Source organism: Cupriavidus sp. SZY C1 (genome assembly GCF_032190535.1).
Taxonomy (GTDB): Bacteria; Pseudomonadota; Gammaproteobacteria; order Burkholderiales; family Burkholderiaceae; genus Cupriavidus; species Cupriavidus pauculus_C.
In genome coordinates this window covers 163,765-190,709 of the sequence record NZ_JAUANU010000013.1, presented here as the reverse complement: position 1 = coordinate 190,709, position 26,945 = coordinate 163,765, and the positions used below count along the sequence as shown (strand labels likewise).

Annotated in this window: 21 protein-coding genes and 2 pseudogenes; 9 read left to right on the top strand and 14 right to left on the bottom strand. The window is 68.3% G+C overall.

Annotated elements, in window-relative coordinates; all coding sequences use genetic code 11:
• Positions 1-189: 189 nt before the first annotated feature.
• The gene (locus QTN24_RS19850) at positions 190-1,785 is read left to right on the top strand and encodes an exonuclease domain-containing protein (RefSeq protein WP_313839199.1); all 1,596 of its coding nucleotides are present in this window, start codon (positions 190-192) and stop codon (positions 1,783-1,785) included.
• A 94-nt stretch (positions 1,786-1,879) separates the two neighbouring features.
• Positions 1,880-2,302 carry a hypothetical protein gene (locus QTN24_RS19845; protein WP_313839198.1) on the top strand — a complete coding sequence of 141 codons (423 nt, stop codon included), beginning with the start codon at positions 1,880-1,882 and terminating at the stop codon, positions 2,300-2,302.
• Positions 2,303-2,308: 6 nt separating this feature from the next.
• On the opposite strand, the pseudogene QTN24_RS19840 reads toward QTN24_RS19845, so the two are convergent.
• The 6 genes and pseudogenes from QTN24_RS19840 to QTN24_RS19815 form a co-directional block, all read right to left on the bottom strand.
• Positions 2,309-3,285 (bottom strand): annotated as a pseudogene (locus tag QTN24_RS19840) (Bug family tripartite tricarboxylate transporter substrate binding protein).
• 262 nt (positions 3,286-3,547) lie between these two features.
• Positions 3,548-3,955 (bottom strand): annotated as a pseudogene (locus QTN24_RS19835) (DUF1254 domain-containing protein); the annotation flags it as partial.
• 115 nt (positions 3,956-4,070) lie between these two features.
• Positions 4,071-5,384, bottom strand: a complete 1,314-nt coding sequence (locus tag QTN24_RS19830) for a DUF1254 domain-containing protein (protein ID WP_313839197.1) — start codon at positions 5,382-5,384, stop codon at positions 4,071-4,073.
• A 29-nt stretch (positions 5,385-5,413) separates the two neighbouring features.
• Positions 5,414-6,409: a tripartite tricarboxylate transporter substrate binding protein gene (locus QTN24_RS19825; protein WP_313839195.1), complete on the bottom strand. Its 996-nt coding sequence runs from the start codon at positions 6,407-6,409 to the stop codon at positions 5,414-5,416.
• Positions 6,410-6,440: 31 nt separating this feature from the next.
• Positions 6,441-8,579, bottom strand: coding sequence for an acetate--CoA ligase family protein (locus tag QTN24_RS19820; protein ID WP_313839193.1), 2,139 nt, complete (start codon positions 8,577-8,579; stop codon positions 6,441-6,443).
• Between the two features lie 75 nt (positions 8,580-8,654).
• Positions 8,655-9,461 (bottom strand): IclR family transcriptional regulator, encoded by an 807-nt coding sequence (locus QTN24_RS19815; protein WP_124686691.1) that lies wholly within the window; start codon positions 9,459-9,461, stop codon positions 8,655-8,657.
• Positions 9,462-9,630: 169 nt separating this feature from the next.
• Between QTN24_RS19815 and QTN24_RS19810 the strand changes: the two genes are divergently transcribed.
• From QTN24_RS19810 to QTN24_RS19800, 3 genes are all read left to right on the top strand, one after another.
• The gene (locus tag QTN24_RS19810; protein WP_124685519.1) at positions 9,631-10,323 is read left to right on the top strand and encodes a TetR/AcrR family transcriptional regulator; all 693 of its coding nucleotides are present in this window, start codon (positions 9,631-9,633) and stop codon (positions 10,321-10,323) included.
• 97 nt (positions 10,324-10,420) lie between these two features.
• On the top strand, positions 10,421-11,419 hold the full coding sequence (locus QTN24_RS19805) for a tripartite tricarboxylate transporter substrate binding protein (RefSeq protein ID WP_313839189.1): 999 nt from the start codon (positions 10,421-10,423) through the stop codon (positions 11,417-11,419).
• 143 nt (positions 11,420-11,562) lie between these two features.
• Positions 11,563-12,237, top strand: a complete 675-nt coding sequence (locus QTN24_RS19800; RefSeq protein ID WP_124685521.1) for a histidine phosphatase family protein — start codon at positions 11,563-11,565, stop codon at positions 12,235-12,237.
• A 9-nt stretch (positions 12,238-12,246) separates the two neighbouring features.
• Here QTN24_RS19800 and QTN24_RS19795 read toward each other — a convergent pair whose 3' ends face one another.
• The 3 genes from QTN24_RS19795 to QTN24_RS19785 all read right to left on the bottom strand — a co-directional run bounded on the left by QTN24_RS19795 (position 12,247) and on the right by QTN24_RS19785 (position 13,895).
• Positions 12,247-12,873 carry a LysE family translocator gene (locus QTN24_RS19795; RefSeq protein ID WP_313839187.1) on the bottom strand — a complete coding sequence of 209 codons (627 nt, stop codon included), beginning with the start codon at positions 12,871-12,873 and terminating at the stop codon, positions 12,247-12,249.
• A 54-nt stretch (positions 12,874-12,927) separates the two neighbouring features.
• Positions 12,928-13,209 carry a hypothetical protein gene (locus tag QTN24_RS19790; protein WP_313839186.1) on the bottom strand — a complete coding sequence of 94 codons (282 nt, stop codon included), beginning with the start codon at positions 13,207-13,209 and terminating at the stop codon, positions 12,928-12,930.
• 275 nt (positions 13,210-13,484) lie between these two features.
• The gene (locus QTN24_RS19785) at positions 13,485-13,895 is read right to left on the bottom strand and encodes a hypothetical protein (protein WP_313839185.1); all 411 of its coding nucleotides are present in this window, start codon (positions 13,893-13,895) and stop codon (positions 13,485-13,487) included.
• Between the two features lie 301 nt (positions 13,896-14,196).
• Between QTN24_RS19785 and QTN24_RS19780 the strand changes: the two genes are divergently transcribed.
• Both QTN24_RS19780 and QTN24_RS19775 read left to right on the top strand, forming a co-directional pair.
• Positions 14,197-16,506, top strand: coding sequence for a mechanosensitive ion channel family protein (locus QTN24_RS19780; RefSeq protein WP_409559062.1), 2,310 nt, complete (start codon positions 14,197-14,199; stop codon positions 16,504-16,506).
• A gap of 377 nt (positions 16,507-16,883) precedes the next feature.
• Positions 16,884-18,035: a helix-turn-helix transcriptional regulator gene (locus tag QTN24_RS19775; RefSeq protein ID WP_313839182.1), complete on the top strand. Its 1,152-nt coding sequence runs from the start codon at positions 16,884-16,886 to the stop codon at positions 18,033-18,035.
• 69 nt (positions 18,036-18,104) lie between these two features.
• On the opposite strand, the gene QTN24_RS19770 is transcribed toward QTN24_RS19775, so the two are convergent.
• The 3 genes from QTN24_RS19770 to QTN24_RS19760 all read right to left on the bottom strand — a co-directional run bounded on the left by QTN24_RS19770 (position 18,105) and on the right by QTN24_RS19760 (position 22,917).
• Entirely contained in the window at positions 18,105-19,643 is a 1,539-nt protein-coding gene (locus QTN24_RS19770) for a SpoVR family protein (RefSeq protein ID WP_124685526.1), read from the bottom strand.
• Between the two features lie 19 nt (positions 19,644-19,662).
• A complete protein-coding gene (locus QTN24_RS19765) occupies positions 19,663-20,925 on the bottom strand; it encodes a YeaH/YhbH family protein (RefSeq protein ID WP_124685527.1) in 1,263 nt (420 codons plus the stop codon).
• A 69-nt stretch (positions 20,926-20,994) separates the two neighbouring features.
• On the bottom strand, positions 20,995-22,917 hold the full coding sequence (locus tag QTN24_RS19760; protein WP_124685528.1) for a PrkA family serine protein kinase: 1,923 nt from the start codon (positions 22,915-22,917) through the stop codon (positions 20,995-20,997).
• A gap of 398 nt (positions 22,918-23,315) precedes the next feature.
• Here QTN24_RS19760 and QTN24_RS19755 point away from each other — a divergent pair, with 398 nt between their 5' ends.
• Complete coding sequence (locus tag QTN24_RS19755) at positions 23,316-23,522, top strand: hypothetical protein (protein WP_313839177.1); 207 nt, start codon at positions 23,316-23,318, stop codon at positions 23,520-23,522.
• A gap of 289 nt (positions 23,523-23,811) precedes the next feature.
• Here the strand turns inward: QTN24_RS19755 and QTN24_RS19750 are convergent, their stop codons facing one another.
• Positions 23,812-24,726: an SDR family NAD(P)-dependent oxidoreductase gene (locus QTN24_RS19750; RefSeq protein ID WP_124685530.1), complete on the bottom strand. Its 915-nt coding sequence runs from the start codon at positions 24,724-24,726 to the stop codon at positions 23,812-23,814.
• 135 nt (positions 24,727-24,861) lie between these two features.
• On the opposite strand from QTN24_RS19750, the gene QTN24_RS19745 reads away from it, so the two are divergent.
• Positions 24,862-25,764 carry a LysR substrate-binding domain-containing protein gene (locus QTN24_RS19745; RefSeq protein WP_313839220.1) on the top strand — a complete coding sequence of 301 codons (903 nt, stop codon included), beginning with the start codon at positions 24,862-24,864 and terminating at the stop codon, positions 25,762-25,764.
• Positions 25,765-25,809: 45 nt separating this feature from the next.
• Here QTN24_RS19745 and QTN24_RS19740 read toward each other — a convergent pair whose 3' ends face one another.
• Positions 25,810-26,841, bottom strand: a complete 1,032-nt coding sequence (locus QTN24_RS19740) for a tripartite tricarboxylate transporter substrate-binding protein (RefSeq protein WP_409559057.1) — start codon at positions 26,839-26,841, stop codon at positions 25,810-25,812.
• Positions 26,842-26,945 lie beyond the last annotated feature (104 nt).

Here is a 26,945-nt window from a genome sequence, read left to right as displayed (position 1 = left end):
TCGCAGAACTTTTTTCTGCCGGCCGGCGCTGGCAAACCCCGCCAACTCCAACCCCCATCAACCCCGCAACCCTTGTCACTGCTGCGTTTGCAGCGCGGTTCGTGTTGCGAGGGGGCGAATATTAGAGGAGCCCGGCGACCTGCGCAAGGGGTTTCGCAAAAGAATTTTCCGATCCCGTAGAATCGCCGCATGACGACGCCCGCGGAACCCGCTACCTATCTCCCCGAACGCCTGCCCAGCCGCGACGCGGGTGCCCTCGACGCCCACGCGCTGGCGGCCGCGCTCGCGCGCCCGATTGTGTTTGTCGATCTGGAAACCACCGGCCCCGACGCCCAGCGCGACCGGATCACCGAAATCGGCGTGGTGGAAGTGGGCCCTGACGGCATCCACCAGTGGGACACGCTGGTCGACCCCCAAGCCAGCATCCCGCCCTTTATCCAGGGGATGACCGGCATCACCGACGACATGGTGCGCGGCCAGCCCACCTTTGCGTCGATTGCCGAGTTGCTGGCCGAGCGCCTGCAGGGCCGCCTGTTCGTCGCCCACAACGCCCGCTTTGACTACGGCTTCCTGAAGAACGAGTTCCGCCGGGCCGGCGTGACCTTCCGGGCCGACGTCCTGTGCACGCTGCGCCTGTCCCGCTCGCTGTTCCCGTCGGTGGAGCGCCACGGCCTCGACGCCCTGATCGCCCGGTTCAACCTCGTGCCCAAGGGCCGGCACCGCGCGCTGGCCGATGCCGAGCTGCTCTGGCAGTTCTGGCAGAAGATCCACGGTCTCTATTCGGTCGATCTGGTGGAATCGGCCGTCAAGGCACTGGTCAAGCACGCCAGCCTACCGGCAGGCCTGAGCGAGACGGCGCTCGACGACGTGCCAGACCGCCCCGGCGTCTATCTGTTCTATGGCGACGACGACGCGCCGCTCTATGTCGGCAAGAGCATCCATCTGCGCCAGCGCATCCGCGCCCACTTTTCCGGCGACCATGCCAATCCGAAGGAAATGCGGATCGCGCGCACCGTGCGCCGCGTGGACTGGCGCGAAACCGGCGGCGAGATCGGCGCCTTGCTGCTGGAGGCCCATCTGGTCAAGGCCCTGCGGCCGCTGCACAACCAGCAGCTACGCCACGCAGGCGAGCTGTTCGCCTGGGAACTGGTCGATGGCCTGCCCGCGCCGCGGCTGCGCTCGGACCGCCACGTCGATTTCAGCCGCCATGCCGCCCTCTATGGCGTATTCGCCACGCGTACCGGCGCCCAGGCCCGGCTGCGGGAGCTGGCCGAGACCGAGCAGCTCTGCCAGGTCACGCTGATGATGGAACCCACCGCGCGGCGCGGCAATCCGTGCTTCGCCCGGCAACTTCACCGCTGCGCGGGCGCGTGCACGGGCCACGAATCGCGCGCCGACCACCGGCTGCGCCTGGCGGCCGCGATGCACGCGCTGGCGTTGACGCCGTGGCCGTTCGCGGGCGCCGTGGCGTGGCGCGAAGGCGAGCAGCCCGGGCAGCCATGGCACGTCATCGAGGACTGGTGCTACTTGGGCACGGCCGCGACGCTGGACGACGCCCAGGCACTGACCGCCGCCCCGGCCCGCTTCGACATCGATACCTATCAGATACTGGCGCCGCATCTGGCACGGCTGCAGGCCACAGCCGTGCCGCTGGCCGCCGTGCGCGAATTTGCGCTGACCGCCCCCGAGCCCGCCCCGCTGCGTGCCGACCGATCCGCCCTGCCCCGCCCGGCCGCCCGCCGGGAGCCGCCCCGCGCGCTCGGCCAGCCGTCGCTGTTCGGCTGAAAAATCGGTGCGGCGGCGCACATCCACACATTGCCATCCGCCGCCCGCGTCAGCTAGGCTGCCACGGGAGCCCCGCCCTCTCGATGGAGCCGCCATGCCCGCGTCGCCCCGCCCGCCCTCATTCCGCGCCATTCTTCTCGCTGCCGGCACCATTGCCCTGGCGGCGGCCTGCGCCAGCATCGAGTCGAACGCCATGCAGGGAATCGTCGATTCCTGGAAAGGCGCGCCCGTCGAGCAGGCCAAGGCCCAGTGGGGGCCGCCCCAGGCCGTGCAGACCGTGCCGGGTGGTACGGCCTATGTCTGGACCGAAGAGATGCCGGTGGCGCGCCCACCCGGCAGCGGCCCGCGCGACGCCGGGCTGGAGCCGCCGGCCCGCGTGGCCCAGTGCCAGCGCAAGCTGGTAGCCGGCGCCGACGGCAACGTCAGCCGGGGCGAATGGAGCGGCACCGCCTGCTGCGTCCAGCGCGTGATCGGTCAGTGCGCAACCCTGGCCCGCAAGCCCGCCGGCCAGGGCTGACGCGCGCTACTCCAGCACGATCCCACGCGCCTTGACCAGCGCGCCCCACTTCTTGACCTCGGCGTCGATGAAACCGGCAAAGTCCGCGCTGCTGCCCGGCGCCGGCTGCAGCCCCAGTCCCAGCAGCTTCTGCCTGACCTGCGGATCGCCCAGCGCCTGGCTGGCATCGTGGTTGATCTGCTGGACGATGGCTGGCGGCGTGCCCGCCGGGGCCACGATCCCGAACCAGCCGTAGCCGACCACCTCCGCCACGCCCTGCTCGGCAAACGTCGGCGCGTCCGGATACACCGGCGTGCGCACGTCGGCCGCCACCGCAATCACGCGCAGCTTGCCGGCCTGGATGAATGGCAGCGCGGTGGTGATGGCGGTCAGCGTCGCGTCCACGCGGCCGGCCAGCAGCTCGGTGTACGCCGTGGCATCGCCGCGATAATGGACGTTCAGCGCCTTGAACCCCGCCTGTGCGGCGAACAGTTCGGCCGTCAGGTGCGGGCCGGACCCGACGCCCGGCGACGCAAACGTCACGCCGCCCGGCTTCTGCTTTGCCATCTTGACGAAGTCCGCCACGGTCCTGACCGGCGACGCGGCGTTGACGATCAGGAAGATCGGGCCCAGCACGCGCGGCCCGACGGCCACGAAATCCTTGTGGATGTCGAACCGCTGGCTCAGCCCGGCCCCGGTATTGATCGCGAACGGCGCGGCGGCCCACAGCAGCGTGTAGCCGTCGGCTGGCGCATGGGCCACCGACTCGCTAGCCACGCGCGTCCCGGCGCCCGGCTTGTTCTCGACCACCAGTTGCTGGCCGTACTTGCGGCTCAGCGCTTCGGCCAGCACGCGGCCGACGTGTCGTTCGAGCCGCCGGGCCCGTATGGCGACACCAGCCGCACCGTCTTGGCGGGCCATGCCTCGCCGAACGCGCGCGGCACCACGCCGGCCAGTGCCAGCGCGCCCAGCAGGCGGCGGCGGGTCTGTTGCGAGGGCGTCATGATGGCTCCTTGACCGGCTCGATGGCCGGATAGCGGTAGGTGCGGTCCAGGTGCGCCGGCTGCGGCACGTAGAGGCGCAGCGCCACGTAGAACGGGCCGGCCGGGCGCCGGCCGCGTTTGCCTTCGACGTCGGCATGCAGCCGCGCGAGCACCTGGGCGATGCGGCGCGCTTTGCGGCGGTGGTCAACGCACCGTCCAGGCGTTTCAGCGCGATGGCGTCCTGCAGCGCGTGGGCGGCCGCCAGGTCGGCGTCGTCATCGACCAGCAGCCGGCCAATCATCCAGACTGCGTCGGTCGGGCACGGCACCGCGCGCATGCCGGCCGGCACCTCGCCATGCCAGCCCGGACCGTGCAGCAGGAACTGGCCCGCACCGGTGCCCGTGGTGCGGCTGCCGATGTAGCCGAACGGGTTGGTATAGGCGTCCAGCAGGCCCAGCACGTAGTAGCGGCCGGCGAAGTCGGGCACGTCCAGCACCACCGGCTCGCGGGACAAGTCCAGCCAGGCGTTCGTGTACAGCGTGTCGTTGTTCGGCGTGACTACCTGCCGATGCTGCGGCCCCAGCAATTCGCGCGTGTGGATCAGGTGGTTGATCCAGCGCAGCGTGCTCTCGGGGCCGTCGCCGGCAAAGCGGCCGGCGCGGTCGCGGCGCGGGCAGGTGGCCGCGCGCATGCGGGCCATCTCGTATAGCGGCAGCGTGTAGAGCACGGCGTCGCGTGCCAGTTGCTGGACGTCGTCGGTGGGGTGCGGCATGTCTCGTGTCTCCTGATTATTGTTAGAGGGGTCTTCAGCCAATCCGCTGCACGGCCGGGATGCGGTACTCGCCGGCGATGAAGCCCGGCGTCGGGTGGTAGAGCCGCAAGATCAGGTAGAAGACGCCGTCGGGCGCCGGCAGCCAGTTGGTGTCGTCGGCGGGCCGGGCGTGGCCGATGTCGATCGCGAGCGATCCGTCCGGATCGCGGCGCAGGCCCGGTGTGCGATCGCCGATGGCGTAGCGGCCGATCGCGTTGGCCGTGAAATAGCGGTCCTCGCCGTACAGCGACACCGACCAGAAGGCGTCGGCCGGCGGCAGCATGCCGGCCGGAAAGCGCAGCACGTAGCGATGCCGGCCGTGCAGGCGCTCGCCGCCGGCATCGAAATCGGCCATCGCGTAGACCGCCTCGTCGGCCCGCAGCGCGCCCAGCCCCTTCATGGCCGTGCAGGCGCGCAGCATCCAGTCGTCGCCATAGGTGCCCAGGCGCAGGCTGTAGCCCCACGCCTTGTGCCCCTGGCTGCGGGTATGGGCCTCGATCAGCGCCATGCCCTGCGCGTAGGCGCTGCGCAGGCCGTTGACGATGGCCGGCCGCAGCGTGGCGATCTCCACCTCGTCCTCCAGCCGCAGCCCCACCTTGCGCAGCAGCGTGAACAGGCCGGCCTCCGCCGGCGCGGGCGGAAAGTCGCGCATCGCCCGGAACAGGTTCTGGAAGAAGTCCACGCCGGCGTCGCCGGTGTCCTGCCACCTCGCCACGCTGGCGGGCTGCGCGGTGCCGGGGTACTGCACCACTTCGAAGCCCTGCTCGAAGGCATGGGCCTGCGGCAGGTCCTCGGCGCCCGTCACCAGCACGCGGCCGAGCACCCAGACCAGCGACGTGGGCGCCTGCACCACGTGCGGCCCGTCGGCCTGCTGGCCCGGGCCGACGATGCGCACGTCGGCGCCGGCCGCCGGCACGTTGCGGGGGCCCAGGTTGGCGAAGTTGTTGGTGTGGGCGTCCAGCAGTTCCACCACGTAGTAGCGGTCCGCGTCCGGCAGCGCTGGCACGCGCAGCGTCACCGGGCCATCGGCCAGGTTCAGCCAGCCGCAGAAGTACAGCAGGTCGTTGGCCGGCGTGACGATGTCGCGGTCCTCGTGCGTCCATGGCCGCTCGCTGGCGGACAGCGTGTTCATGGGTGCGCGGCCGTAGCACGTGGGCGCGTCGACCGACGTTTGCAGCCGGCACGTGCGCAGCGTCTCGATCAGCGGATAGCCGTAGAGCACCAGCGGCACGGCGGCGGCGGCGACCAGCGCCTCCTGCGGGCTGGTGTGCAGCGATGCGGCCAGGGGGGGCGTCGCGGGATGGTTCATGGAATAGCCTCTGGGTTGGTGTCGTGGATTCATTCCAGCGCGGCGCCGCTGGACTTGACGAGGGCGGCCCACGCGCGGGCGTCGTCGCGCATCTGCTCGGCGAACCGCGCGCGGGACATCGGCGCGTAGCGCATGCCCATGGTGGCGATCTGCGCCTGGATGGCGCCGTCCTGCATCGCCTCCTGCGTGGCCGCTTCCAGCCGCTCGACGATGGCGGCCGGCGTGCGCGCCGGGGCGAACAGCGCGAACCAGCTATCCACCTTGAACGCGATGCCCGATTCGGCCAGCGTCGGCACCTCGGGCAGCGCCGCCGAGCGTTCGGAGCCGGTCACGGCCAGCGGCCGCACCTTGCCGGCGCGAATCAGCGGCAGCGTGCCGGCCAAGTCCGACATGGCCAGCGGCACCGTGCCGCCCATCACGTCATTGAGCATCGGCGCCACGCCCTTGTACGGCACATGGCGCAGGCGGATGCCGGCCGACACGTTGATGCTCTCGCCCGCGAGATGGCCGCCCGAGCCCTGGCCCCAGGAGCCATAGGCCAGGTCCGCGCCGGGCTGGCGGGCCATGGCGACGAGCGCGCGCAGGTCATGCGCCGGGAACGTCGGGTTCGCAACCAGCACGTTGCCGCCGTACGCAATGCGGCCGATGGGCACGAAGTCGCGCAGCGGGTCGTACGGCAGCTTCGGGAAGATGGCCGGCGCGATGGCATGGGTGGCCGAGATGCCGAGTACGAGCGTGTAGCCGTCCGGCGCGGCGCGGGCCACCTGCGCGGCGCCGATCGTGCCGGTCGCCCCGGCGACGTTCTCGACCACCACGGTGCCCTTGAGCACCGTGGACAGCCGCGCGGCCAGCATGCGGCCGATCACGTCAGTGCCGCCGCCGGGCGGAAACGGCACCACAAGCCGGATCGGCCGGTCGGGCCAGGCCGGCGCCGCGATGGCGGCCGGCATCAGCGTCGCGCCGGCCATGCCGGCGGCCATCCAGAACGCCATGGCGTGGCGCATCCTGCGAAAGATCGATCGCATCGGTTGTCTCCGTGTTGGGCGGGCTGGCCGTTCAGCGCAGCGTGATCACCGCGTCGGCCGCCACCAGGCCGTCCGGGCCGACGATGAAGGGGTTGATTTCGAGCGTGTCGAGCCGGTCGCCGATGGCGGCGGCGGCGCGCGACACATGCACCAGCACGTCGGCCACGGCATCGAGGTCGAGCGCAGGATGGCCACGGTGCCCGGTGCAGAGCGCGGCGGCGCGGCTTTGTTCCAGCATCGTCCGGGCGCGCGGGCGCGACAGCGGCGCCAGGCCGAACGCCATCTGCCGGAAGATCTCGACGGCCGTGCCGCCGATGCCGGCCAGCGCCACCAGCCCGAATACGGGGTCGCGCCGCACGCCCACCATGATCTCGCCCCAGCCCCGCGCCATGCGCGCGACGATGGCGCCTTCGAACGGCACCGGGCCGCCCTGCGCATCGCGCGCTTCGGCCGCCGCCTGCTGCACGCGCGCAAAGGCGGCGCGCACCGCGGCGGCGTCCTGCAGGTTCAGCACCACGCCGCCGACGTCGCTCTTGTGCAGGATGTGGCGCGAGCAGAGCTTGACCGCCACCGGGAAGCCGATCGATTCGGCAACGCGCACCGCCGCATCGGCATCGCCGGCCACGCCGTGGCGCACCACCGGCACGCCGGCATCGGCCAGCAGCGCCATGGCTTCGGCTTCGGACAGCGCGCTGGCTTCGGCCGGCACCTGCACGGGCGCCAGCGGCGAGCCGTCGGCGTCATCGGGCGCACCCGCGGCGGCTTCCAGCGCGGCCGCCTTGGCCAGCGCGGCCACGGCTTCCACGGTGTACGCCGGCTCGCGGAACACCAGGCAGCCGCGCGCTTCCAGCCAGGCGCGCTTCTGGTCGTCCATCACGCCCGAGATCAGCAGCGGCGCGGCCTGCGGATCGGCGTGCAGCGCGGTGACGGCATCCTGGAGCGGCCCCCACACACGCGGCGCGTTGGCGGCGCCGGCCACAAAGGCGGCCACGGCGCCGTACTGGCCGCAGCGCGCCACGCTGCCCAGCGCATCGACGAACACCTGCGGCTGGGCCACCACCTGCCCGGTCACGTCGATGGGATTGGCGGTGCTGGCAAATGGAATCGCGGTGCGCAGCGCCTGCGCGGCGGCGTCCGGCATCGGCGGCAGCGGCAGCCCGAGCGATTCGGCACTGTCGGCCATCATGATGCCGACCCCGCCAGAGACCGTGACGATGGCCAGCGGCGCCACCGCGTCGGCCGGCATGCCCGACGGCGCCTGCCACACGGCCGGCCGGCGCCCGCGCGCCAGCGTGTAGCCGAGCCGGAAGAAGGCTTCCAGCGTATGCGCGCGATGCACGCCGTATTCATCGAACACGGCCTGATAGACCGCGTCCTCGCCGGCCAGGCTGGCCGTGTGCGATTGCGCGGCACTGGCGCCGGCCGCCGTGGTGCCCACCTTGGCGATCACCACCGGCTTGCCGGCCCGGCGCGCGGCAGCCAGCGCGCGGCGCAGGCGCAGGCCGTCGCGCGCCCCTTCCATATAGGCCAGGATCACGCGCGTCTGCGGGTCGTCGGCCAGCCACTCGATCACGTCGGCCACCTGCAGGCCGGCCTCGTTGCCGGTGGTGACCCAATGGCTCAGGCCCAGCCCGGCCTCGCGGGCCAGCGCGAACGCGTAGGCGCCAAACGCGCCGCTCTGGCTGACCAGCCCGACGTCGCCCACCGGCGGCAGGCCGCTCAACGGGATGGGCGAGAACGTGGCGAACATCCGCTCGCGCAGGTTCATCGCGCCCAGGCAGTTGGGACCGAGCAACTGCACGCCGTGTGCGCGGGCCTGGCTGGCCAGCGCGTGCTGCAGCGCGTCGCCGCCGCTGACTTCGGCAAACCCGGAGGTGAAGACCACGGCGGCGCGCGTGCCGGCCTGGCCCAGTTGCGCCATCACGTCGGGCGCGGCGGGCGCCGGCACGGCCACGATGGCCAGATCCACCGGCGCGCCGATGTCGGCCACCGAGGCGTAGGCGCGCAGGCCCTGTACGGTGGCGGCGCCGGGATTGACGGGGTACACCGGGCCGGCGTAGCCCAGTTCGGCCAGCAGGCGGACGGGCACGCCGCCCACCTTGTCGGGTTGCGTCGACGCGCCGACCACGGCGATCGAACGCGGGCACAGCAGGGGCTGCAGATCCAGCATGGTGTCTCCGTTGATGACGCCGGGTACGTGCCACGGCGTTCTGTCCATGCGGGCGTACCGGGCCCGCGCCGGCGGCTAGCGTCCCACGCCAGCCATGTTTTCGATCGACCGCACCATCTCGCGCAGCAGCGGCGCCACGCGCTTTTCCATCATGCCGCGCCGTACCCGCAGGCCCGGGATGGCGCAGTTGAACAGCAGCGGCCGGTTCAGGTAGGTGATGCGCGAATAGACGCCCACGCCGTGGATGCCCTCGCCGGCGTCGCCCTCGTTCAGCGTGAAGCCGCGCTTGGGGTAATGGGCGACGTTGTGGCACACGGTGTCGTAGCAAACGGCGAACTCGTCGGGCCGTTCGGTGCGCGCCTGCATCATCAGTTGCTCGAACTCGCGCTTGGACAGCGTGCACAGGAACGCCCGCCCCATCGCCGTGGTCATCACGGACCGCACCGCGCCCACCGCCGGCCGCGCCGAGGTGCCTTCCAGGTGCGTGCACGATTCCAGGTACGTCACGTCCAGCCGGTGGGCCACGCCCAGCGACACGGCGCCTTCCACCTCGTTGGCCAGCGCCTGCATCAGCGGGCGCGCCAGGTGCCGCACCGGCAGCCCGGCCAGGTACGGATAGCCCAGCGCCAGCACCTGCGCGCCGACGAAGTACTTGTCGAGCTTCGGGTCCCAGTCCAGGTAACCCAGTTCGAACAGCGTGCGGCAGATGCGCGACACCGTGGCGCGCGGCAGTTGCAGCCGCTGCGACAGCTCGCCGTTGCCCAGCGGGCGCGGATCGTCGACAAAGCAGCGCAGCAGCGCAAACCCCTTGGCCAGCAGCCCGCCGAACGAAGGATCTTCGCGGCGGCGTTCGGCAATGAATTGTTCGACCGGGGTGTTCATGGGCATGTCGTCTCCTGATTCCAGTGTGGGCGCCTGTCGGCGATAGTGTCAAAAAGTGGAATCAATTTCCAGATATTGGAAATCCGGCGCGTAAACCCTGACTTGACGGCATTCCAGGGCCAAAAGTAAGGTGCAAAACCGAATCCGAATTCGAATACGGAAACGCACCATGCAAGCAGCCTCGCCCCAAAGTGCCGACAACGCCGCCCCCGCCGCGGCCACCGGCTTTCCGCAAGTCGACACGACGTCGATCCTCCAGCCGCCGCGCCAGCGCCGCGCCCGCGAGACCGAGCACGCGCTGCTGTCCGCGGGCCGCCAGTTGCTGGCCGAGCGCGATTTCACGGCGGTGTCGGTGGCGCAGATTGCGGCCGCCTGCCAGGTGTCGGTGGGCGCGTTCTACGGCCGCTTCCGCGACAAGATGGCGTACTTCGACGCGCTGCGGGCGTCCGTGATGGCCGAATCCGACGAGTCGGTGGCGCGCTACATGGCCGAGCACCGCTGGCAGGAGGCGCCGGCGCGGCAGATCATCGAGAAGACCATGCGCTTCATGGTCAACGGCTGCCGCAACAACCGCGGCATCATCCGCGCGTCGCTCAAGCACGCCACGACCCATCCCGAGCAATGGCTGCCACACCAGCAGAACGGCCAGGCGCTGATCGAGCGGCTGGTGACGCTGCTGGTGCCCCGGCTGGCCGGCCCGGCCGACGAGGCCGAGCTGCGCGTGCGGTTTGCCATGCAGATGGTGTTCGGCATGCTGGTCAACGCGGTGCTGAACAACCCCGGCCCGCTGAGGCTGGACGACGAGCGCCTGCCCGTGGAGATGGCGCGCATCGTCAGCGGCTACCTGGGCATCGACAACTGAAGCGTTTCATCCCTCGCCCGACACCCACCAACCGCCCGCACAGCCGCAGCCAAAAGCGGCACGCCTGACAGGCCGGGCTCCAAAGAGGAGACACACCATGAAGCAATCCACGCCGCCCCGCCGGCGGTGGGCGACACGCGTTGCCTGCGCGGCGCTGTCGCTGCTGCCCTTCGCGGCATCGGCCCAGGGCGACTACCCGACCAAGCCGGTCCGGCTGGTGGTGCCCTACCCGGCCGGCGGGCTGACCGACACGCTGGCACGCCAGGTGGCCGACGGGCTGTCCAAGCGGCTGGGCCAGCCCGTGGTGGTGGAAAACAAGAGCGGCGCGGGCGGCATCATCGGCACGGATTTCGTCGCCAAGTCGGCGCCGGACGGCTACACGCTGCTGATGACGATTCCGGGCCCGATCACGGCCAACCTGGCGCTCTACAAGAAGCTGCCGTACGACCCGCGCACCGACCTGCGGCCGATCTCGGACGTGGCCCTGGCGCGCACGGTGCTGGCCGTCAACAGCAGCGTGCCGGTCAAGACGGTCAACGAACTGCTGGCCTACGCAAAGAAGGAACCCGGCAAGCTGCGCATGGGGTCGTGGGGGCCCGGCACCCAGCCGCACACGATCCAGGCATACATGGACAAGACCTACGGCGTCGACATCCTGCACGTGCCCTACCGTGGCGAGGGGCCGATGGTCAGCGACCTGCTGGCCGGGCAGGTCAACGTGACGATCGGGTCGATCACCACGCTGCGCCAGCACCTGGCCACCGGCAAGCTGCGTCCGCTGGCCGTGGCCGGCACCACGCGCGCCAGGGCGCTGCCCGACGTGCCGACGTTTGCCGAAGCCGGCTATGGCGACGCGGCGTACAAGATCGTCGGCCCGACCACGCTGCTGGCGCCGGCCAAGACGCCCGACGCGGTGATCGAACGGCTGGGCCGCGAGGTGTCCGCGCTGGTGCGCACGCCGGAGATGCAGGCCAGAATCGACGAGATGGGCGCCGAGCCGGTGGGCAACACGCCGGCCGAGGCCGAGCGCGCGTACAAGGCCTACCTGCCGGTGGTGCTGAAGCTGACCGCCGACACCGGCGTGACGCTGGACTGACTTTCGCCCCGCCCGGCCTGGCGCGCCGCTGCTCGGCATGCAGCGAAACCATGGCCGTCATGAATTCCGGCGGGGCCTGCTGGCTCCGCCGGAATGGCCCGATCTAGAATCGCGGCATTCCTACCCCAAGCCCCCACCCGATCATGGCCACGCTCTTCCTCGTCCGTCACGGACAAGCCTCCTTTGGCGCCGCGAACTACGACTGCCTGTCGGACGTCGGCCGCCAGCAGGCACGCTGGCTCGGGGAGTATTTCCGGGACCGCGGGCTGCAGTTCCGGCGCGTGGTGGCCGGGTCGCTGGTGCGCCAGCAGGACACGGCGACCGAAATCCTGGCCGGGATGGGCGCCGGCGGCGTGGCCGTGGAAACCCACGCCGGCCTGAACGAGTACGACGGCGAATCGCTCTACCGCAGCTTTACGAACGGCGCCGACCATCGCGCCCACCAGAACGGCGACTACCAGGACTACTGGCGCACGTTCCGGGCCGCGTTTGCGGCGTGGACACAGGACGGGCTGCCCGGCATGCCCGAGACCTGGGCGGCGTTCGGCGCCCGCATGCAGGCGGCGCTGGCCACGGCCACCGAGGGCGCCGCGCGCGAGGATGCCCTGCTGGTGGTGAGTTCGGGCGGCGCGATTGGCCGGGCCATTGCCGACCTGCTCGGCGCGCCCACGCAGACGGCCATCGAGCTGAACCTGCAGTTCCGCAACACCGGCTTCTGCGAACTGATCGTGGGACGCGGCACGCAGCGGCTGCTGAGCTTCAACAATGTGCCGCATCTGGAACACCCGGAGCGGCGCCGCGCCATCACGTTTGCCTGAACGGCGGCGCTAGCGCTGGGACAGCACCAGCCGGCCGGCCAGCGCCAGGAACACCGTGCCCGCGAACCAGTTGACCGCCCGCTGCACGCGCGCCGAGCGCATCAGCACGCGGCCGAACGCGCCCGAAAACCACGCGATCGACCCGAACACGAGCAGCGTGGCCACGATGAACACGAAGCCCAGCACCATGAGCTGGACCGCCACGTGGCCCTGTTGCGGGTTGACGAACTGCGGCAGGAAAGCCAGGAAGAAGATCACGACCTTGGGATTGGTCAGGTTCATGACCACGCCGCGCAGATACATGTTGCGGACCGGCCGGGCGGCGTGCCCGGGCGTGCCGACCTGCCCGACCGGTGCCCGGAACGCCTGCCAGGCGAGATACACCAGGTAGAGCGCCCCGGCTACCTTCAGGATCGTGAACGCCACGGCCGACGCCGCCAGCAGCGCGGCCAGCCCCACCGCCACCACGGCCGTATGCACCAGCAACCCGGTGCACAGGCCCAGCACCACGGTCAGCCCGGCGCGCGTGCCGTGCATGGCCGATTGCAGCAGCACGAAGATGTTGTCCGGCCCCGGCGCCAGGCTCAGCAACAAGGCGATTCCCAGAAATGGCAGCAGCGTCTCGATCGGCGGCATGGCGACTCCGGCGGCAAAGCCGCCATGGTAGCCCAATGCCGCCGGGCCAGCGCCTCAGCGCAGGCGCGCGATGGCTTCGGCGCGGATCGACTCGGCCTTGGCCTTCAGCCGCAGCGCCACGTCGGCGCCGCGCTCGTTGGCCACGCGCTCGATGAAGGCGTGGCGCAGCACGTCGTTCAGCGTCGCCACGTGCGACGCCTCGCAGAACATCTTCCACGCCATCGGCAGGCCGGCATAGTCGGTGCGACGGCCAAGCATGGCGGCGTCGATGGCCGCGACGATGGCGGCATCGCGGACGATCACATCATGGACGGAGGCAGCAAGGTTCTGGAACATGGTGGTCTCCCGGTCGGCAAGTCTGGCGCAACGGTGGCGCCGCGTTTGCCGGGATAGTCTGCAAACGACATGCCAATATCGGCACGCGCCGCGCGTTGCCATACCCCCGTTTCAATCGGCCGGCCGCCAGCCCGCGCCAGGCGGACGTTCCGCGCCGCGTTACCCCACTTCAGTCGGGCGCAAAACAGTGCCGGATGGGCCGGTCGGCAGGCGCTCTGCCAACAAAAAAGGCGTTACGGGTTACGTAACGCCTTGCGGAATGCGGGTGACATCGATCATGCACGGGCGCCGTCGAGGTACGGGTCGAAGCTGCGGGCCGGTTCGGCCGACACCCCGACGCGATCGCGGCCGGCCACGAAGCGGGCGCCATCGGTATAGGGATCGGCGTTGCGGGCGCCGTCCAGGTACGGATCGGCCGTGCGGCCCGGGGCGGCCGACACGCCTGCCCTGTCGAGGCCGGCTACCGTGCGGGCGCCGTCCGTGAAGGCGTCGGGCTTGCCGGTGCGGGCGCCGTCCGTGAACGCATCGTGTGTCCGGAAGCCGTAACCGTACGTGTCGGCCGAGGCCGTCGTGCGGAACGTGTAGCCATACTTGTCCGCGGAAACCGTCTCGGCCTGGGCGGCGCCCAGCGCGGCCAGCGACAGAACCAGGGTCGATGCAATCTTGAGGGCGGTGGTCTTGGTCATGATTTCTCTCCGAATTCGATCAAAAATTTGTTCAGTTGTTGTGAATGGTCCCGGCTGCGTCGCTGCTTGTCTGCCTGGCCGGTTTCAGCGTTGCGCGCTGTCCATGAACAGAACTATAGGCTTCGGCCCCGGCCTGTAAGTGACGCATTCGCGGACGAGTTATTCAAATTTTTTGATTTTCGTTGCCGGGCCGCGAAAGCGCTCCCAAGCCGACTTGCTGCAGCCGGCATGGCCAATGCGCTACAGTGACGCGCATGCTGGCTATCTGACGGCGACATCCACCGCCCGCGCCCCTTTCTTCATGCATTGCTCGCGCCCCCGTCCACTGGTTCTGGCCTGGTTCCAAGCCCTGTGCCTGATGCTGCTGCTCAGCGGCACGGCATGGGGCGCCGGCTCGCCCCTGCTCAACGCCGTCAAGGCCCCGGCCAACGGCGCCGCCTCTGCGCCACCGGCCAGCGCGGCGCTGGCCAAGTCCCTGGACCAGGTCATCGGCACGCTGCAGAACGATGCCGAACGCCAGGCGCTGGTGGCGCAGTTGCAGACGCTGCGCCAGGGGCTGGACGCGTCGGCACCAGCCGCGGCCGCCAGCGAGCCGGCCACGGGGCTGATCGGCGCCGTCGCCCAGGCGCTGCAGGAAATCGACAATGGCCCGCACAAGGATCGCGGGCCATGGCAGTACTGGCGCTGGCGCATGCGGTTTGCCGGCGAGGAGCTGCGCGAGGCCGTGACGGTTGGCCAGACGCGCGCCGCGATGGAGTCGTGGCGCGAGTTCGGCATCGTGCTGGCGGGATGGGCGCTCACGGGCTGGCTGCTGTTCGAGCTGTCGCGGCGGCTCCATCGCAGCCGCATCCGGCCCAAGCGCTCCACGGCGCTGCCGGTGGTGCCGTCCTGGGTGGACGTCGGCATCTATTTCCTGCGGCGGATCGGGCCGTGGATCGCGGCCTTCGCGCTGACCATACTGCTGGCCTACAAGGTCTTCGGCCGCACGCCCGCGAGCATGGGCGCGGTGCTGGTGGCCTATGCCATCCTGGCCGGCGCGCTGATGTCGGCGGTCTGCCAGGTCATCTTCGCGCTGTTCCAGTCCGGCCATCGCAAGCACGCGGTGCGCGACCTGCTGCTCCATTCGCCGATGCTGCTGTTCGTCACCGGCGCGCTGGCCGCGCTGGGCGAGGCCAATAACGATACGCGCGTGATTGCGGCGCTGGGCGTGAACCTGTCGGCGCTGATCAGCACCTTTGCCAATATCCTGGCCGCCATGCTGATCGGCGTGTTTGCCGTGCGGTTCCGCCGGGCCATCGGTCAGCTCATCGCGTTCCGGCCGTTCGCGTTCCGGCAGGAACACCCGGCGCTGATGGAGCTGCTGCGCATGGCCGGGCAGGCGTGGTACCTGCCGATGCTGGCCGTGGTGGCGGCGTCCGTCATCGGCACGGTCATGGCCACCGGCCGGGCCGACGAATTCCTGCGGCGCGCCGTGGTCACCGTGGCGCTGTTCGTGGCGGCCATCCTGCTGACGCTGGTGGCGGGCCGCTCGCCCAAGGCCACGGTGCGGGCGCCCCGGCTGCGTGACCGCCGCCGCTCGGCCTACCTGCAGCGCTTTGCCCGCTTTGGCGTGGCGCTGATGCGCGTGGTGATCTGGCTGGCGTTCCTGGAATTCAATGCACGTATCTGGGGCACGTCGCTGATCCAGCTTGCCGATTCGACCGTGCTGGGCCGGCATATCACCGAGTCCGTGCTGAGCGTGATTGGCGTGGTGCTGCTGGCGTGGCTGGTGTGGCTTGTCATCGATACGGCCATCACGCAGTCCCTGACGCCGTCGTCCACGCGCGCCGCGCAGCCGAGCATGCGGGCCAAGACCATCCTGCCGCTGGTGCGCAATGCGTCGTTCGTGGCGCTGCTGGTGGTGGCGATGATCGCGGTGCTGGCCAACCTGGGCGTCAACGTCACGCCGCTGCTGGCCGGCGCCGGCGTGGTCGGCCTGGCCATCGGCTTTGGCGCGCAAAGCCTGGTGCAGGACCTGATCACCGGGCTGTTCATCGTCATCGAGGATTCCATCGCGATCGGCGACTCGATCGAACTGCCCGACCACGCCGGCGTGGTGGAGGGCATGACCATTCGCACCGTGCGGCTACGCGACGGCAAGGGCGCGCTGCACACGCTGCCGTACAGCCAGATCAAGGCGGTGAAGAACCTGTCGCGCGACTATGCGTTCGCGGTGTTCAACATCTCCATTGCCTACCAGAGCGACTTCGACCGCGCGCTGGAGATCATCCGCGAGACCGGCGCCGAGGTGGCCCGCGACCACCGCTATTCGCGCAACCTGCTCTCCGGGCTGGACATCCTGGGGCTGGACCGCTTCGATCCGAACGGCCAGGTCGTGCTGGCCCAGTTCAAGACCCGGCCGCTGACGCAGGCCGAGATCTCGCGCGCGTTCAACGCCCGGCTCAAGCGCAATTTCGACGCCGAGGGCATCCGCATGGCGGCGCCGTACGTGACCGTGCAGGTCGATGGCGGCAATGGCGCGGCCGCTCAGGCCGCCGCCGAAGCGGGGCTGAGCGCGGCGGCTGGCGCGGGCGCCGAACTCGTCACCTCGGCTCAGGGAAGACCACGATAACGGTCGGCCAATGTGCCGGGCGATGCGCGCGACGGCGTCCGTTGTCGCATTTGCGCAATGCGGACGCCGGCCCGGGGCGCCGAATCGTTTGAAATACGCGGGTCACGGCATTACTATCTCGGCCATCTGTCGCAGCGGCTCTCGCCGCCACGCCGGACGGCCGGAAAGGCAGGCGTGGCGCCGCAATGCCGGACATGCCCCCTCCCTTGGCGGGATATTCCCCCGGCCAGTTCATGCGCGATCATCGTTGCACGGACGGCCGTCGTGGAGGCGATCCCGGACAACGGGAGCACGGCACTGTCACCACAACAAAAGAAGGGTCGCGCACCGACGCAGCGGCCTTGAGGAAAAGGCGTTTGCCACCGGGGAAAAAAGAAATGGGCGAACACTTGTCTGCCGACGACGTCTTCGATCGTCTGGTCGATCGCATCTATGAGTCCGCCATGGACGTGGCCGCCATGCCGGCCGCCCTGGACCTGTTTTCCCACTACACGTGTTCCGCCAGCCCGAGCTACCTGATATGGGACAAGCTCGCCGGGCAGGCCCGCCTGGGCGTCACGCGCCACGGCTGCTACACCAGCGCCGGCAACATGCCCGAAAGCATGCGCACGCTGCCCTCGCACGCCGCCATCGCCCCGCGCGCCACCGCCGGGATGCTCGTCGACACCCATCCCGCCGACGCCATGCCGTTCGACTGCAACGGGCTGGCCCATGGCATCCGGCTGTTCGATACCCATGACGTCTGCGTCTGGATGAGCGCCACGCCCGGCTGCGACGACTGCCACGGCCTGGACTGCAACCGCCGCGTGGCGCAGGTCATGCCCCACTGGGCGCGCGCGGCGCGCATGCAGCATCGCAACTTCGAACTGAGCGGCCTGGCGTCCCTGGGCCTGGCCGGGCTGGACACGCTCGACTTCGGCGTCATGGCCCTGCAGGCCGACATGCGCGTGCGCTACGCCAATAGCTGGGCCGAGGCGCTGGTGCAGGCCGACGCCAACCTGGCGCTCGACAACGGCGTACTGTGCGCCCAGCCCGAATCGCTGCAGGCCACGCTGCGCAAGCTGCTGGACAACGCCGTGCACGGCGGCCGCCATGGCGGCGCCGCGGCGGGGTCGTGGATGCACATCACCTCGGGCGGCCAGCCGGTGCCGATCATCGTCATGCCGCTGGTGTCGCGCCAGCCCGTGGAGGGACCGTGGCAATTGCCGATGGCGATGATGCTGCTCGGCAACTCGGAGTCGCGCTCGGTGCTCGACGCCGGCGTGCTGACGTCGCTGTTCGGGCTGTCGCGCAAGGAAAGCATCATCGCGATCCGCCTGGCGGCCGGCGAAACGCTCAACGAGATCGCCGAACGCGAATTCCTGTCGCCGCACACCGTGCGCGTGCATATCCGCGACACGCTGCGCAAGACCGGCACGCACCGCCAGTCGGAACTGGTACGGCTGCTGCATCTGCTGCCTGGCGTGGATCTGGAACGGGCGGGCGCATGCTCGACGGCAAGGCCGCGGGGACAGGAGCGGGGGCGGTAACGGGTTCCGTTACCGTTTCGATGCTTTCTCCCCTCTCCCACAAATGGGAGAAGGGAGCAAACCTTCCCCCTACGCCGCCTTCCGATGCTGGTGGTGCCGGCGTTCCGGCTTGCACTCGTACTTGAGTTCGCGCCGGCCATCTTCGTAAACCACTTCCAGCCGCACCGTGAAGCCCCACAGGCGGGTCACGTGCCGCACCACTTCATCAAAGTTCTGTGCCAGCGGCCGGCGGTCCTGCTGCAGGTGCCGCAGCGTCAGCGAGCGATCGCCGCCGATGTCGACGTTGGTCACCTGGATGTTCGGCTCCATGTTCGACAGGTCGTACTGCGTGGCCAGCAGGCGGCGGATCTCGCGGTAGCCTTCGTCGTCGTGGATCGCCGTCACGCGGAGCTTGCCCTCGCGGTCGTCGTCCAGCACCGAGAACAGCTTCAGCTCGCGGATCACGCGCGGTGACAGGAACTGCAGCAGGAAGCTCTCGTCCTTGAAGTTGCGCATCGCAAAGTCGAGCGTCTCGCGCCAGTCGCTGCCGGCAATCTCGGGCGCCCAGCGGCGGTCTTCCTCGGTGGGGTCCTCGCACATGCGGCGCAGGTCCTGGAACATCAGGAAACCCACCGTGTACGGGTTCAGCCCGCTGTAGTACGGGCTGTGGTACGGCGGCTGGTAGATGACGTTGGTGTGGGCCTGCAGCAGCTCCAGCATGAATGCATCGTTGACCAGCTTTTCCTCGTAGAGCTTGTTGATGATCGTGTAGTGCCAGAACGTGGCCCAGCCTTCGTTCATGACCTTGGTCTGGCGCTGCGGATAGAAATACTGCGCGATCTTGCGCACGATCCGCACGATCTCGCGCTGCCACGGCTGCAGCTTGGGCGCGTTCTTCTCGATGAAGTACAGCAGGTTCTCCTGCGGCTCGGGCGGGAAGCTGGCCTCCATTTCCGCCGCTTCCTCCTCCTCGCGCAGCGCGTGGGGGCGGTGCTTGGGCAGGGTGCGCCAGAGGTCGTTCACCTGCATCTGCAGGTAGTTCTCGCGCTCGGCCTGGCGGGCCTGCTCCTCGGTGATCGACAGCTTCTTGGGCCGCTTGTAGCGGTCCACGCCGTAGTTCTGCAGCGCGTGGCAGGAATCCAGCAGCAGTTCCACTTCCTGCTCGCCGTAGCGCTGTTCGCACTCGGCCACGTAGTTCTTGGCGAACAGCAGGTAGTCGATGATGGCGTCCGCATTGGTCCACGTGCGGAACAGGTAGTTGCCCTTGAAGAACGAGTTGTGGCCGTAGCAGGCATGCGCAATCGTCAGCGCCTGCATCGGCATCGTGTTTTCCTCCATCAGGTAGGCGATGCACGGGTTGGAGTTGATGACGATCTCGTAGGCCAGCCCCATGTAGCCGCGCTGGTAGCTGCGCTCCGACGACAGGAAGTGCTTGCCGTACGACCAGTGGTTGTAGCCCACCGGCAGCCCGGCCGACGCGTAGGCGTCCAGCATCTGCTCCGCCGTGATGATCTCGATCTGGTTCGGATAGGTATCCAGGCCGAATTCGCCGGCGATGCGGGCGATCTCCCGGTCATAACGCTGGATCAGCTCGAAGGTCCACTCCGAGCCCGTCGATAGATAAGCCATGGACTTCCCCAGTGACGTGTCACGCCGCGCGCTTCTGGAAGAGGTCGTGCAGGACGGGGTAGATCTCGTCGGCACCGATGATGCGCTGCATCGCAAAGTGCTCGAACTGGCTCTTCACCGTCAGGTACTCCTCCCACAGGTTCTGCGGTTCCTCCGATGCAACTTCCACATACGCGTAGTACTGCACCAGCGGCAGGATCGACTCGCGCAGCAGCCTGCCGCACAGTTCGGAATCGCCGGCCCAGTTGTCGCCGTCCGACGCCTGGGCGCAATAGATGTTCCACTGGCTCGGCGGATAGCGGTCGTGGATCACTTCCACCATCAGCTTCAGCGCGCTCGAAACCACGGTACCACCGGACTCCCGCGAATGGAAGAAATCTTCCTCGTCCACTTCCTTCGCCACCGTGTGGTGCCGGATGAAGATGACGTCGATGCGCTCGTAGTTCCGCTTCAGGAACAGGTACAGCAGCATGAAGAAGCGCTTGGCCAGGTCCTTGCGGCTTTCGTCCATCGACCCCGACACGTCCATCAGGCAGAACATCACCGCCTGGGCCTGGGGCCGCTTCTTGAGCACACGGTTGTTGTAGCGCAGGTCCAGTTTCTCGATGAAGGGCACGCGGTCCACCTGCGCGCGCAGGTGCCGCATCTTTTCCATCAGCGCCTCGGCGCGTTCGGAGTACGGGCCCTCCTTCTCCAGCACCTCGCCGTACTCGGCTTCCAGTTCGTGCAGGCGCTTCATGTAGGGGCTCGACAGCGCGATGCGCCGCCCCAGCGAGCTGCGCATCGTGCGCAGGATCGACAGGTTCGAAGGCGTGCCGTCGATGGAGTAGCCGGCGCGCACCTTGCGCACCTCGGCAATCTTGGCAAGGTGGCGCTTGGCCAGGTCCGGCAGCGCCATGTCCTCGAAGAAGAAGTTCAGGAAGTCCTCGCGCGACAGCGTGAAGACGAACTCATCCTCGCCCTCGCCGCTGTCGCTGGCACGCGACCCGGTCCCACCACTGCCCTGCTGCTGGCGGTCGAAGCTGTCACCCTTGACGAACTTCTTGTTGCCCGGGTGGATCCACTCCCGCTTGCCGCCCTGGCCGTGATGGAAAATCGGCTCGGAGATGTCCTTGACCGGAATGGACACCTGCCCGCTCTGTTCGATGTCCATGATCTTCCGGCCGGACACCGCCTTCGCCACCGCTTGCCGGATCTGCTCGCGGTAGCGCTTGATGAAGCGTTGCTGATTGACGGCGCTTTTATTGCCGCCGTTCTCGCGCCGATCGATGACCGTAGCCATATGCCGTTCGCCCGCCTGTTAAGACGCCAGAAAAGTCAGCGCCGTGGAAAAAGACCGCGTCCGGTGTAATTACGACGATTTCCTGACGCGCAGATACCACTCCACCAGAAGCCGAACCTGCTTGGGTGTATAGCCTTTCTCAACCATGCGGTTGACGAAGTTCTCGTGCTTGTCCTGGTCCTCCCGCGACGACTTCGCGTTGAACGAGATCACCGGCAGCAGGTCCTCCGTGGTGGAGAACATGCGCTTCTCGATCACCATCCGCAGCTTCTCGTAGCTGGTCCAGACCGGGTTCTTGCCTCCATTGTTGGCACGCGCCCGCAGCACGAAGTTGACGATCTCGTTGCGGAAGTCCTTCGGGTTCGAGATGCCCGCCGGCTTCTCCACCTTTTCGAGCTCGTCGTTCAGTGCGTTGCGGTCAAGGATTTCACCGGTGTTCGGATCGCGGTACTCCTGGTCCTGGATCCACAGGTCGGCAAACACCACGTAGCGGTCGAAGATGTTCTGCCCGTACTCGGAATACGATTCCAGGTACGCCGTCTGGATCTCCTTGCCGATGAACTCCACATAAGGCGTGGTCAGGTACTCCTTGATGTACGACATCAGCTTGGCTTCCTGCTCCGGCGGAAACTGCTCGCGCTCGATCTGCTGTTCGAGCACGTAGAGCAGGTGCACCGGATTGGCGGCCACCTCGGTGTTGTCGAAGTTGAAGACCTTGGACAGCACCTTGAACGCGAAGCGCGTGGACAACCCGTTCATGCCCTCGTCGATGCCGGCGTAGTCGCGGTACTCCTGGTACGACTTGGCCTTCGGGTCCACGTCCTTGAGGCTTTCGCCGTCGTAGACGCGCATCTTCGAGAAGATGTTCGAGTTCTCGGGCTCCTTGATCCGCGTGAGCACCGCGAACTGCGCCATCATCTTCAGCGTGTTCGGGGCGTTGGGCGCGGCGGACAGCGAACTGCTGCGCAGCAGCTTGTCGTAGATCTTCACCTCGTCGGACACGCGCAGGCAGTACGGCACCTTGACGATGTAGATCCGGTCCAGGAATGCCTCGTTGTTCTTGTCCGCCTTGAACGTCTGCCATTCGGCCTCGTTCGAGTGGGCCAGGATGACGCCATCGAACGGAATCGCGCCAAAGCCTTCCGTGCCCTTGTAGTTGCCTTCCTGCGTGGCGGTCAGCAGCGGGTGCAGCACCTTGATCGGTGCCTTGAACATTTCCACGAACTCCAGCAGGCCGCGGTTGGCCAGGCAGAGCCCGCCCGAATACGAGTACGCGTCCGGATCGTCCTGCGGAAAGTCTTCCAGCTTGCGGATGTCGACCTTGCCCACCAGCGACGAGATGTCCTGGTTATTTTCGTCGCCCGGCTCGGTCTTGGAGATGGCGATCTGCGCCAGCACCGACGGCCGCAGCTTCACCACGCGGAACTTGGTGATGTCCCCGTTGAACTCGTGCAGCCGCTTGACGGCCCACGGCGACGGGATGGTATTCAGGTAGCGGATGGGAATGCCATAGTCTTCCTCCATGATCTTGCCGTCCTCTTCCGGAGAGAAGAGGCCGAGCGGCGATTCATGGATGGGCGAGCCCTTCAGTGCGTAGATGGGAATCTCTTCCATCAGCGCCTTGAGCTTCTCGGCCAGCGACGACTTGCCGCCTCCGGGAGGCCCCAGCAGATAGAGGATCTGCTTGCGCTCTTCCAGGCCCTGCGCCGCGTGCTTGAAGAACGAGACGATCTGCTCGATCGTGTCCTCCATGCCATAGAAGTCGCGGAACGCCGGGTAGACCCGGATCACCTTGTTGAAGAACAGTCGGGACAGGCGCGGATCGTGGTGGGTGTCCACCAGTTCGGGCTGTCCGATTGCGGCGAGCATGCGTTCGGCAGCGGTCGCGTAGGCAGTAGGATCCTTCTTGCAGATCTCCAGGTACTCCTGGATGCTGTATTCCTCTTCCTTGCGAGCTTCGAAGCGCGTGGCGTAGTGGCCAAAAATGTCCATACCTCACTCCCGTCAGAGTCCCACGTCCGAGGCGAAGGTAGTTCTACTCCCCTAAGATCTTCGCGGCAACTTTGCTGGTCCACCACCCCGGCCTGGTGGAGTTGCCAAGTTGCGAAGTCTTTACTTCATCATAGTCAAATAACGGCGAACGTGAATCCGGAGTTGACCGCTTCTGTTGCCGGTCGGTTCGGTCGCCGACACGCACGCTCATGACATGCACGCCGTTCACCGAACCCTCGCGTCATCACCCCGCTGCGACGGGCCATTGACCATGCTTGTGACACACATTACACCTTAAGCGCGGATGATGCACAGCGTGTTGTGTAACGGCCCATCAAATCCGGAAACATCTGACAGCAACTGTCGGCTGCGCTCCTACAGTCAGCGCGGCGCGATGCATGAACGCTGCCGCCGCCGGCATCGTGCAAACGCATGATTTCCCCCGCTTTTCGCATATCGAAGCGCGCGCCGCGCATGCGCGGCGAGCCAGCCTCGCGGCATGTTCGCCGCCGCACCATCATGCACGCATGACCCTGTGCGCGACATGGAAAGTCTGCCGGCCGGCAACGTCGCCGCCGGCGTCATCGCGGCATGCGACCCAATGACGCACGCGCGGCGCGTCGCACCAGCACTGTCGGCGCGAGAGTGCCAGCCCGCGTCACGCACATCGCCGGGCGCGCGCATGCACCGCCATGCGTCCCGGCCCGCCACGCCGCACAGTCGAGGTGCGCGGGACCGGCGCCAAACGCCTGGCCGACATCACGAAAGTCGAATAAGCCAGGATAAGGACCGAATGAGCAGGTTGCGTGCCACGCACTGGCGTTGCTGCGCCGCAGCGTGCGGTGCCGCACGTGGAATGCGGCGGCTGCGGCGCCCCGGGGTGACTCCGGTGGATCAGATCGGATCCCAGTTGATCACATCGGGCGAGCGTTCGAGCTTGAAGAAGCTGCCCTGCATGGCCGGCATGGCGATCTCGGCCACGGTCTCGGGCGTCCAGCCTTCGCTGGTATGGACCGAGCGCACCGGGCGCGGCTGGCTCATCAGCATGATCTCGTTGGCGCGCACGGCAAAGATCTGGCCGTTCACCTGCTGCGCCGCGTCGCTGGCCAGGAACACCGCCACCGGGGCGATCTTGCCCGCCTCCATCTTCTGCAGCCGGGCCACGCGCGCCTTTTCCTCGGGCGTCTCGGCGGGGATCGAGCTGGTCATCCGGCTCCAGGCAAATGGTGCAATGCAATTCGACCGGACGTTGAAGCGCTGCATGTCCAGCGCGATCGATTTGGACAGCGCCGCAATGCCGAGCTTGGCCGCCGAGTAGTTGGCCTGCCCCAGGTTGCCGATCAGCCCGGAGGTCGACGTCATGTGCACGAACGCCCCACCCTCCTGGTCCTTGAAATAGCTGGCCGCCGCCCGGCTGACGAAGAACGTGCCGTGCAGGTGCACGTCGATCACGGACCGCCATTCTTCCTCGTTCATCTTGAAGAACATGCGGTCGCGCAGGTTGCCTGCATTGTTGACCACGGCGTCGATGCGGCCGAAATTGTCCATCGCGCACTGCACGATGGCATTGGCGCCGGCCCACGTGGACACGCTGTCGGTGCTGGCCACGGCCTCGCCGCCGGCGGCCCGGATCTCCTCGACCACGCGCTGCGCCGGGCCGGCGTCGCCGCCCTCGCCGCTCATCGATACGCCAAGGTCGTTCGCCACCACGCGCGCGCCGGCAGCGGCCATGCCCAGCGCGATGCCACGGCCAATGCCGCCGCCTGCGCCCGTCACCACCACGACCTTGCCTGCCATCATTCCACTCATCTTTGCCTCCTTGGCTGCCGGATTACCGGGGTCCGGACTGGCCCCCGTTCTATTGCCGAGGCGGATACGATAAATTGGCGGCGCCGTTTGTGGAATTCTCGAATGACAAAAGCGGGCTTCACGCCCGCTGAACCCATGCACTACGACCTGACCGACCTGCGCCTCTTCCTCAATGTCGGGGAAACCGAGAACCTGACCCGCGCCGCGGAACGCAGCTTCCTGTCCCTGCCCGCCGCCAGCTCCCGCATCAAGCAACTGGAGGAAGCGTTCCAGACGCAGTTGCTGATCCGCCAGGTGAAGGGCGTCCGCCTGACGCCCGCTGGCGACGAACTGCTGCGCCACGCCCGCGAGGTGTTCCGCCAGCTGGAATGCCTGCACGCCGACCTGCGGCCCTATGCCAAGGGCGTCAAGGGTCGCGTCCGCCTGCTGGCCAACACCACGGCCACCAACTCGTTCCTGGCGCACGGGCTGTCGCGCTTCCTGTCCGAGAACCCCGATGTCGATGTCGAGCTGGAAGAACACCTGTCGGCCGACATCGTCTCGGCGGTGGGCGCCGGCGCCGCCGACCTGGGCATCGTGGCCGGAGAAGTGGCCACGGCCGACCTGGACGCCATGCACCTGTGCAGCGACGAACTGATCGTCATCGCGCCCGTCAACCATGCGCTGCCGGCGTTCAAGGCGCTGCATTTCGCCGATCTGCTCGATACCTGCCGCTTCGTGGGCCTGAACCAGTCATCGGCGATCCAGTCGTTTCTGGACCGCATTGCCGGCGGCATGGGTAAGCGCATCAGCCTGCGCATCCAGGTGGGCAGCTTCGACGCGGTGTGCCGGATGGTGGAAGCGGGCGCGGGCATCGCCATCGTGCCGAACAGCTGCGCGCGCCGCTACGCCAGCCGCAAGGTGCTGCGCTTCATCAAGCTGGAAGACGACTGGGCCCGCCGCGAGCTGCGCCTGGTGCGCCGCCCGGGCCGCGAGCTGCCGCAGTTCGCGGAAACCCTGATCCAGTACCTGGCGGAAGCGGCAAGGCAGCCGGTGTAGAAACCGGCTGCCGCTGCCTCGTTGCTCCCTGGCCGGTTCAACCCATCAATCCGCCTTCACCCCCGCGGCCTTGATGATCGGCGACCACTTGTCGATCTCCGATGCCAGCCACGTGTGCAGTCCTTCGGGGGTCTGCTTGTCGGCCGGCACGATCACCGCGCCCAGTTCCGTCATGCGGGTCACCACGGCCGGGTCCTTGAGCGCCGCGCGCAGGGCGCCGTTGAGCTTGTCGATGACGGCCGGCGGCGTGCCCTTGGGGGCGTAGATGCCGTGCCAGACCTTGACCTCGAAGCCCTTCAGCCCGCCCTCGCGCAGCGTCGGCGTGTCCGGCAGCGCCGGAATCCGCTCGGTCGTGGTTACGCCGTACAGCTTGACCTTGCCGGACTTGATATGGGGCAGCGTCTGCGTGGTCTGGTCGCACAGGATGTCCACCTGCCCGCCCAGCAGCGCGGTCAGCGCCGGCGCCGTGCCCTGGTAAGGGATGGTCTGCAGGTCCACGCCGATCGCCTTCTGGAACAGCATGCCGCACAGCTGCGACACCGCGCCCAGCCCCGCATTGGCCAGGTTCACCTTGGTCTGGTTCTGCTTGATGTAGCTGACCAGCTCGGGCAGCGTGCTGGCCGGCAGGTCGTGGCGGCCCAGCAGCGTCATCGGCACGTCGGCTACCTGGCCCACGAACGAAAAATCGGTCAGCGGCTTGTAGGGCAACTTGGAATAGAGCGCCGGCGCGGTGGCCATGCCGTTGTGGTGGATCAGGATCGTGTAGCCGTCCGGCGCCGACTTGGCCACGTAGGCGGCCGACACCGTGCCGCCCGCGCCCAGCCGGTTCTCGACCACCACGCTCTGGCCCAGCGACTTCGACATCGCCGCGGCCACCGAGCGCGCCACCACGTCGGTGGGGCCGCCCGCCGCGAACGGCACCACCATCGTGATGGGCCGCGACGGGTACGGGTCGGCCGCGAGCGCCGTGCCGGGCGTCACCGCCACGGCGGCCACGCTCATGGCGGCCCAGGCCAGCCAGGCCGGCATCCGGGGGATCAGGGTGGGGAAAGGGATCATGCGGATCATGCGGGTCATGCGTCGTCTCCGGTCTGCGCGCGTGTCGCGCGTCTCTCGTTCGGGCTGCGAAATCATCCAGGTGCCAGCGTGAAAGCAAACGCCGCCGCACACAATTCCGATTT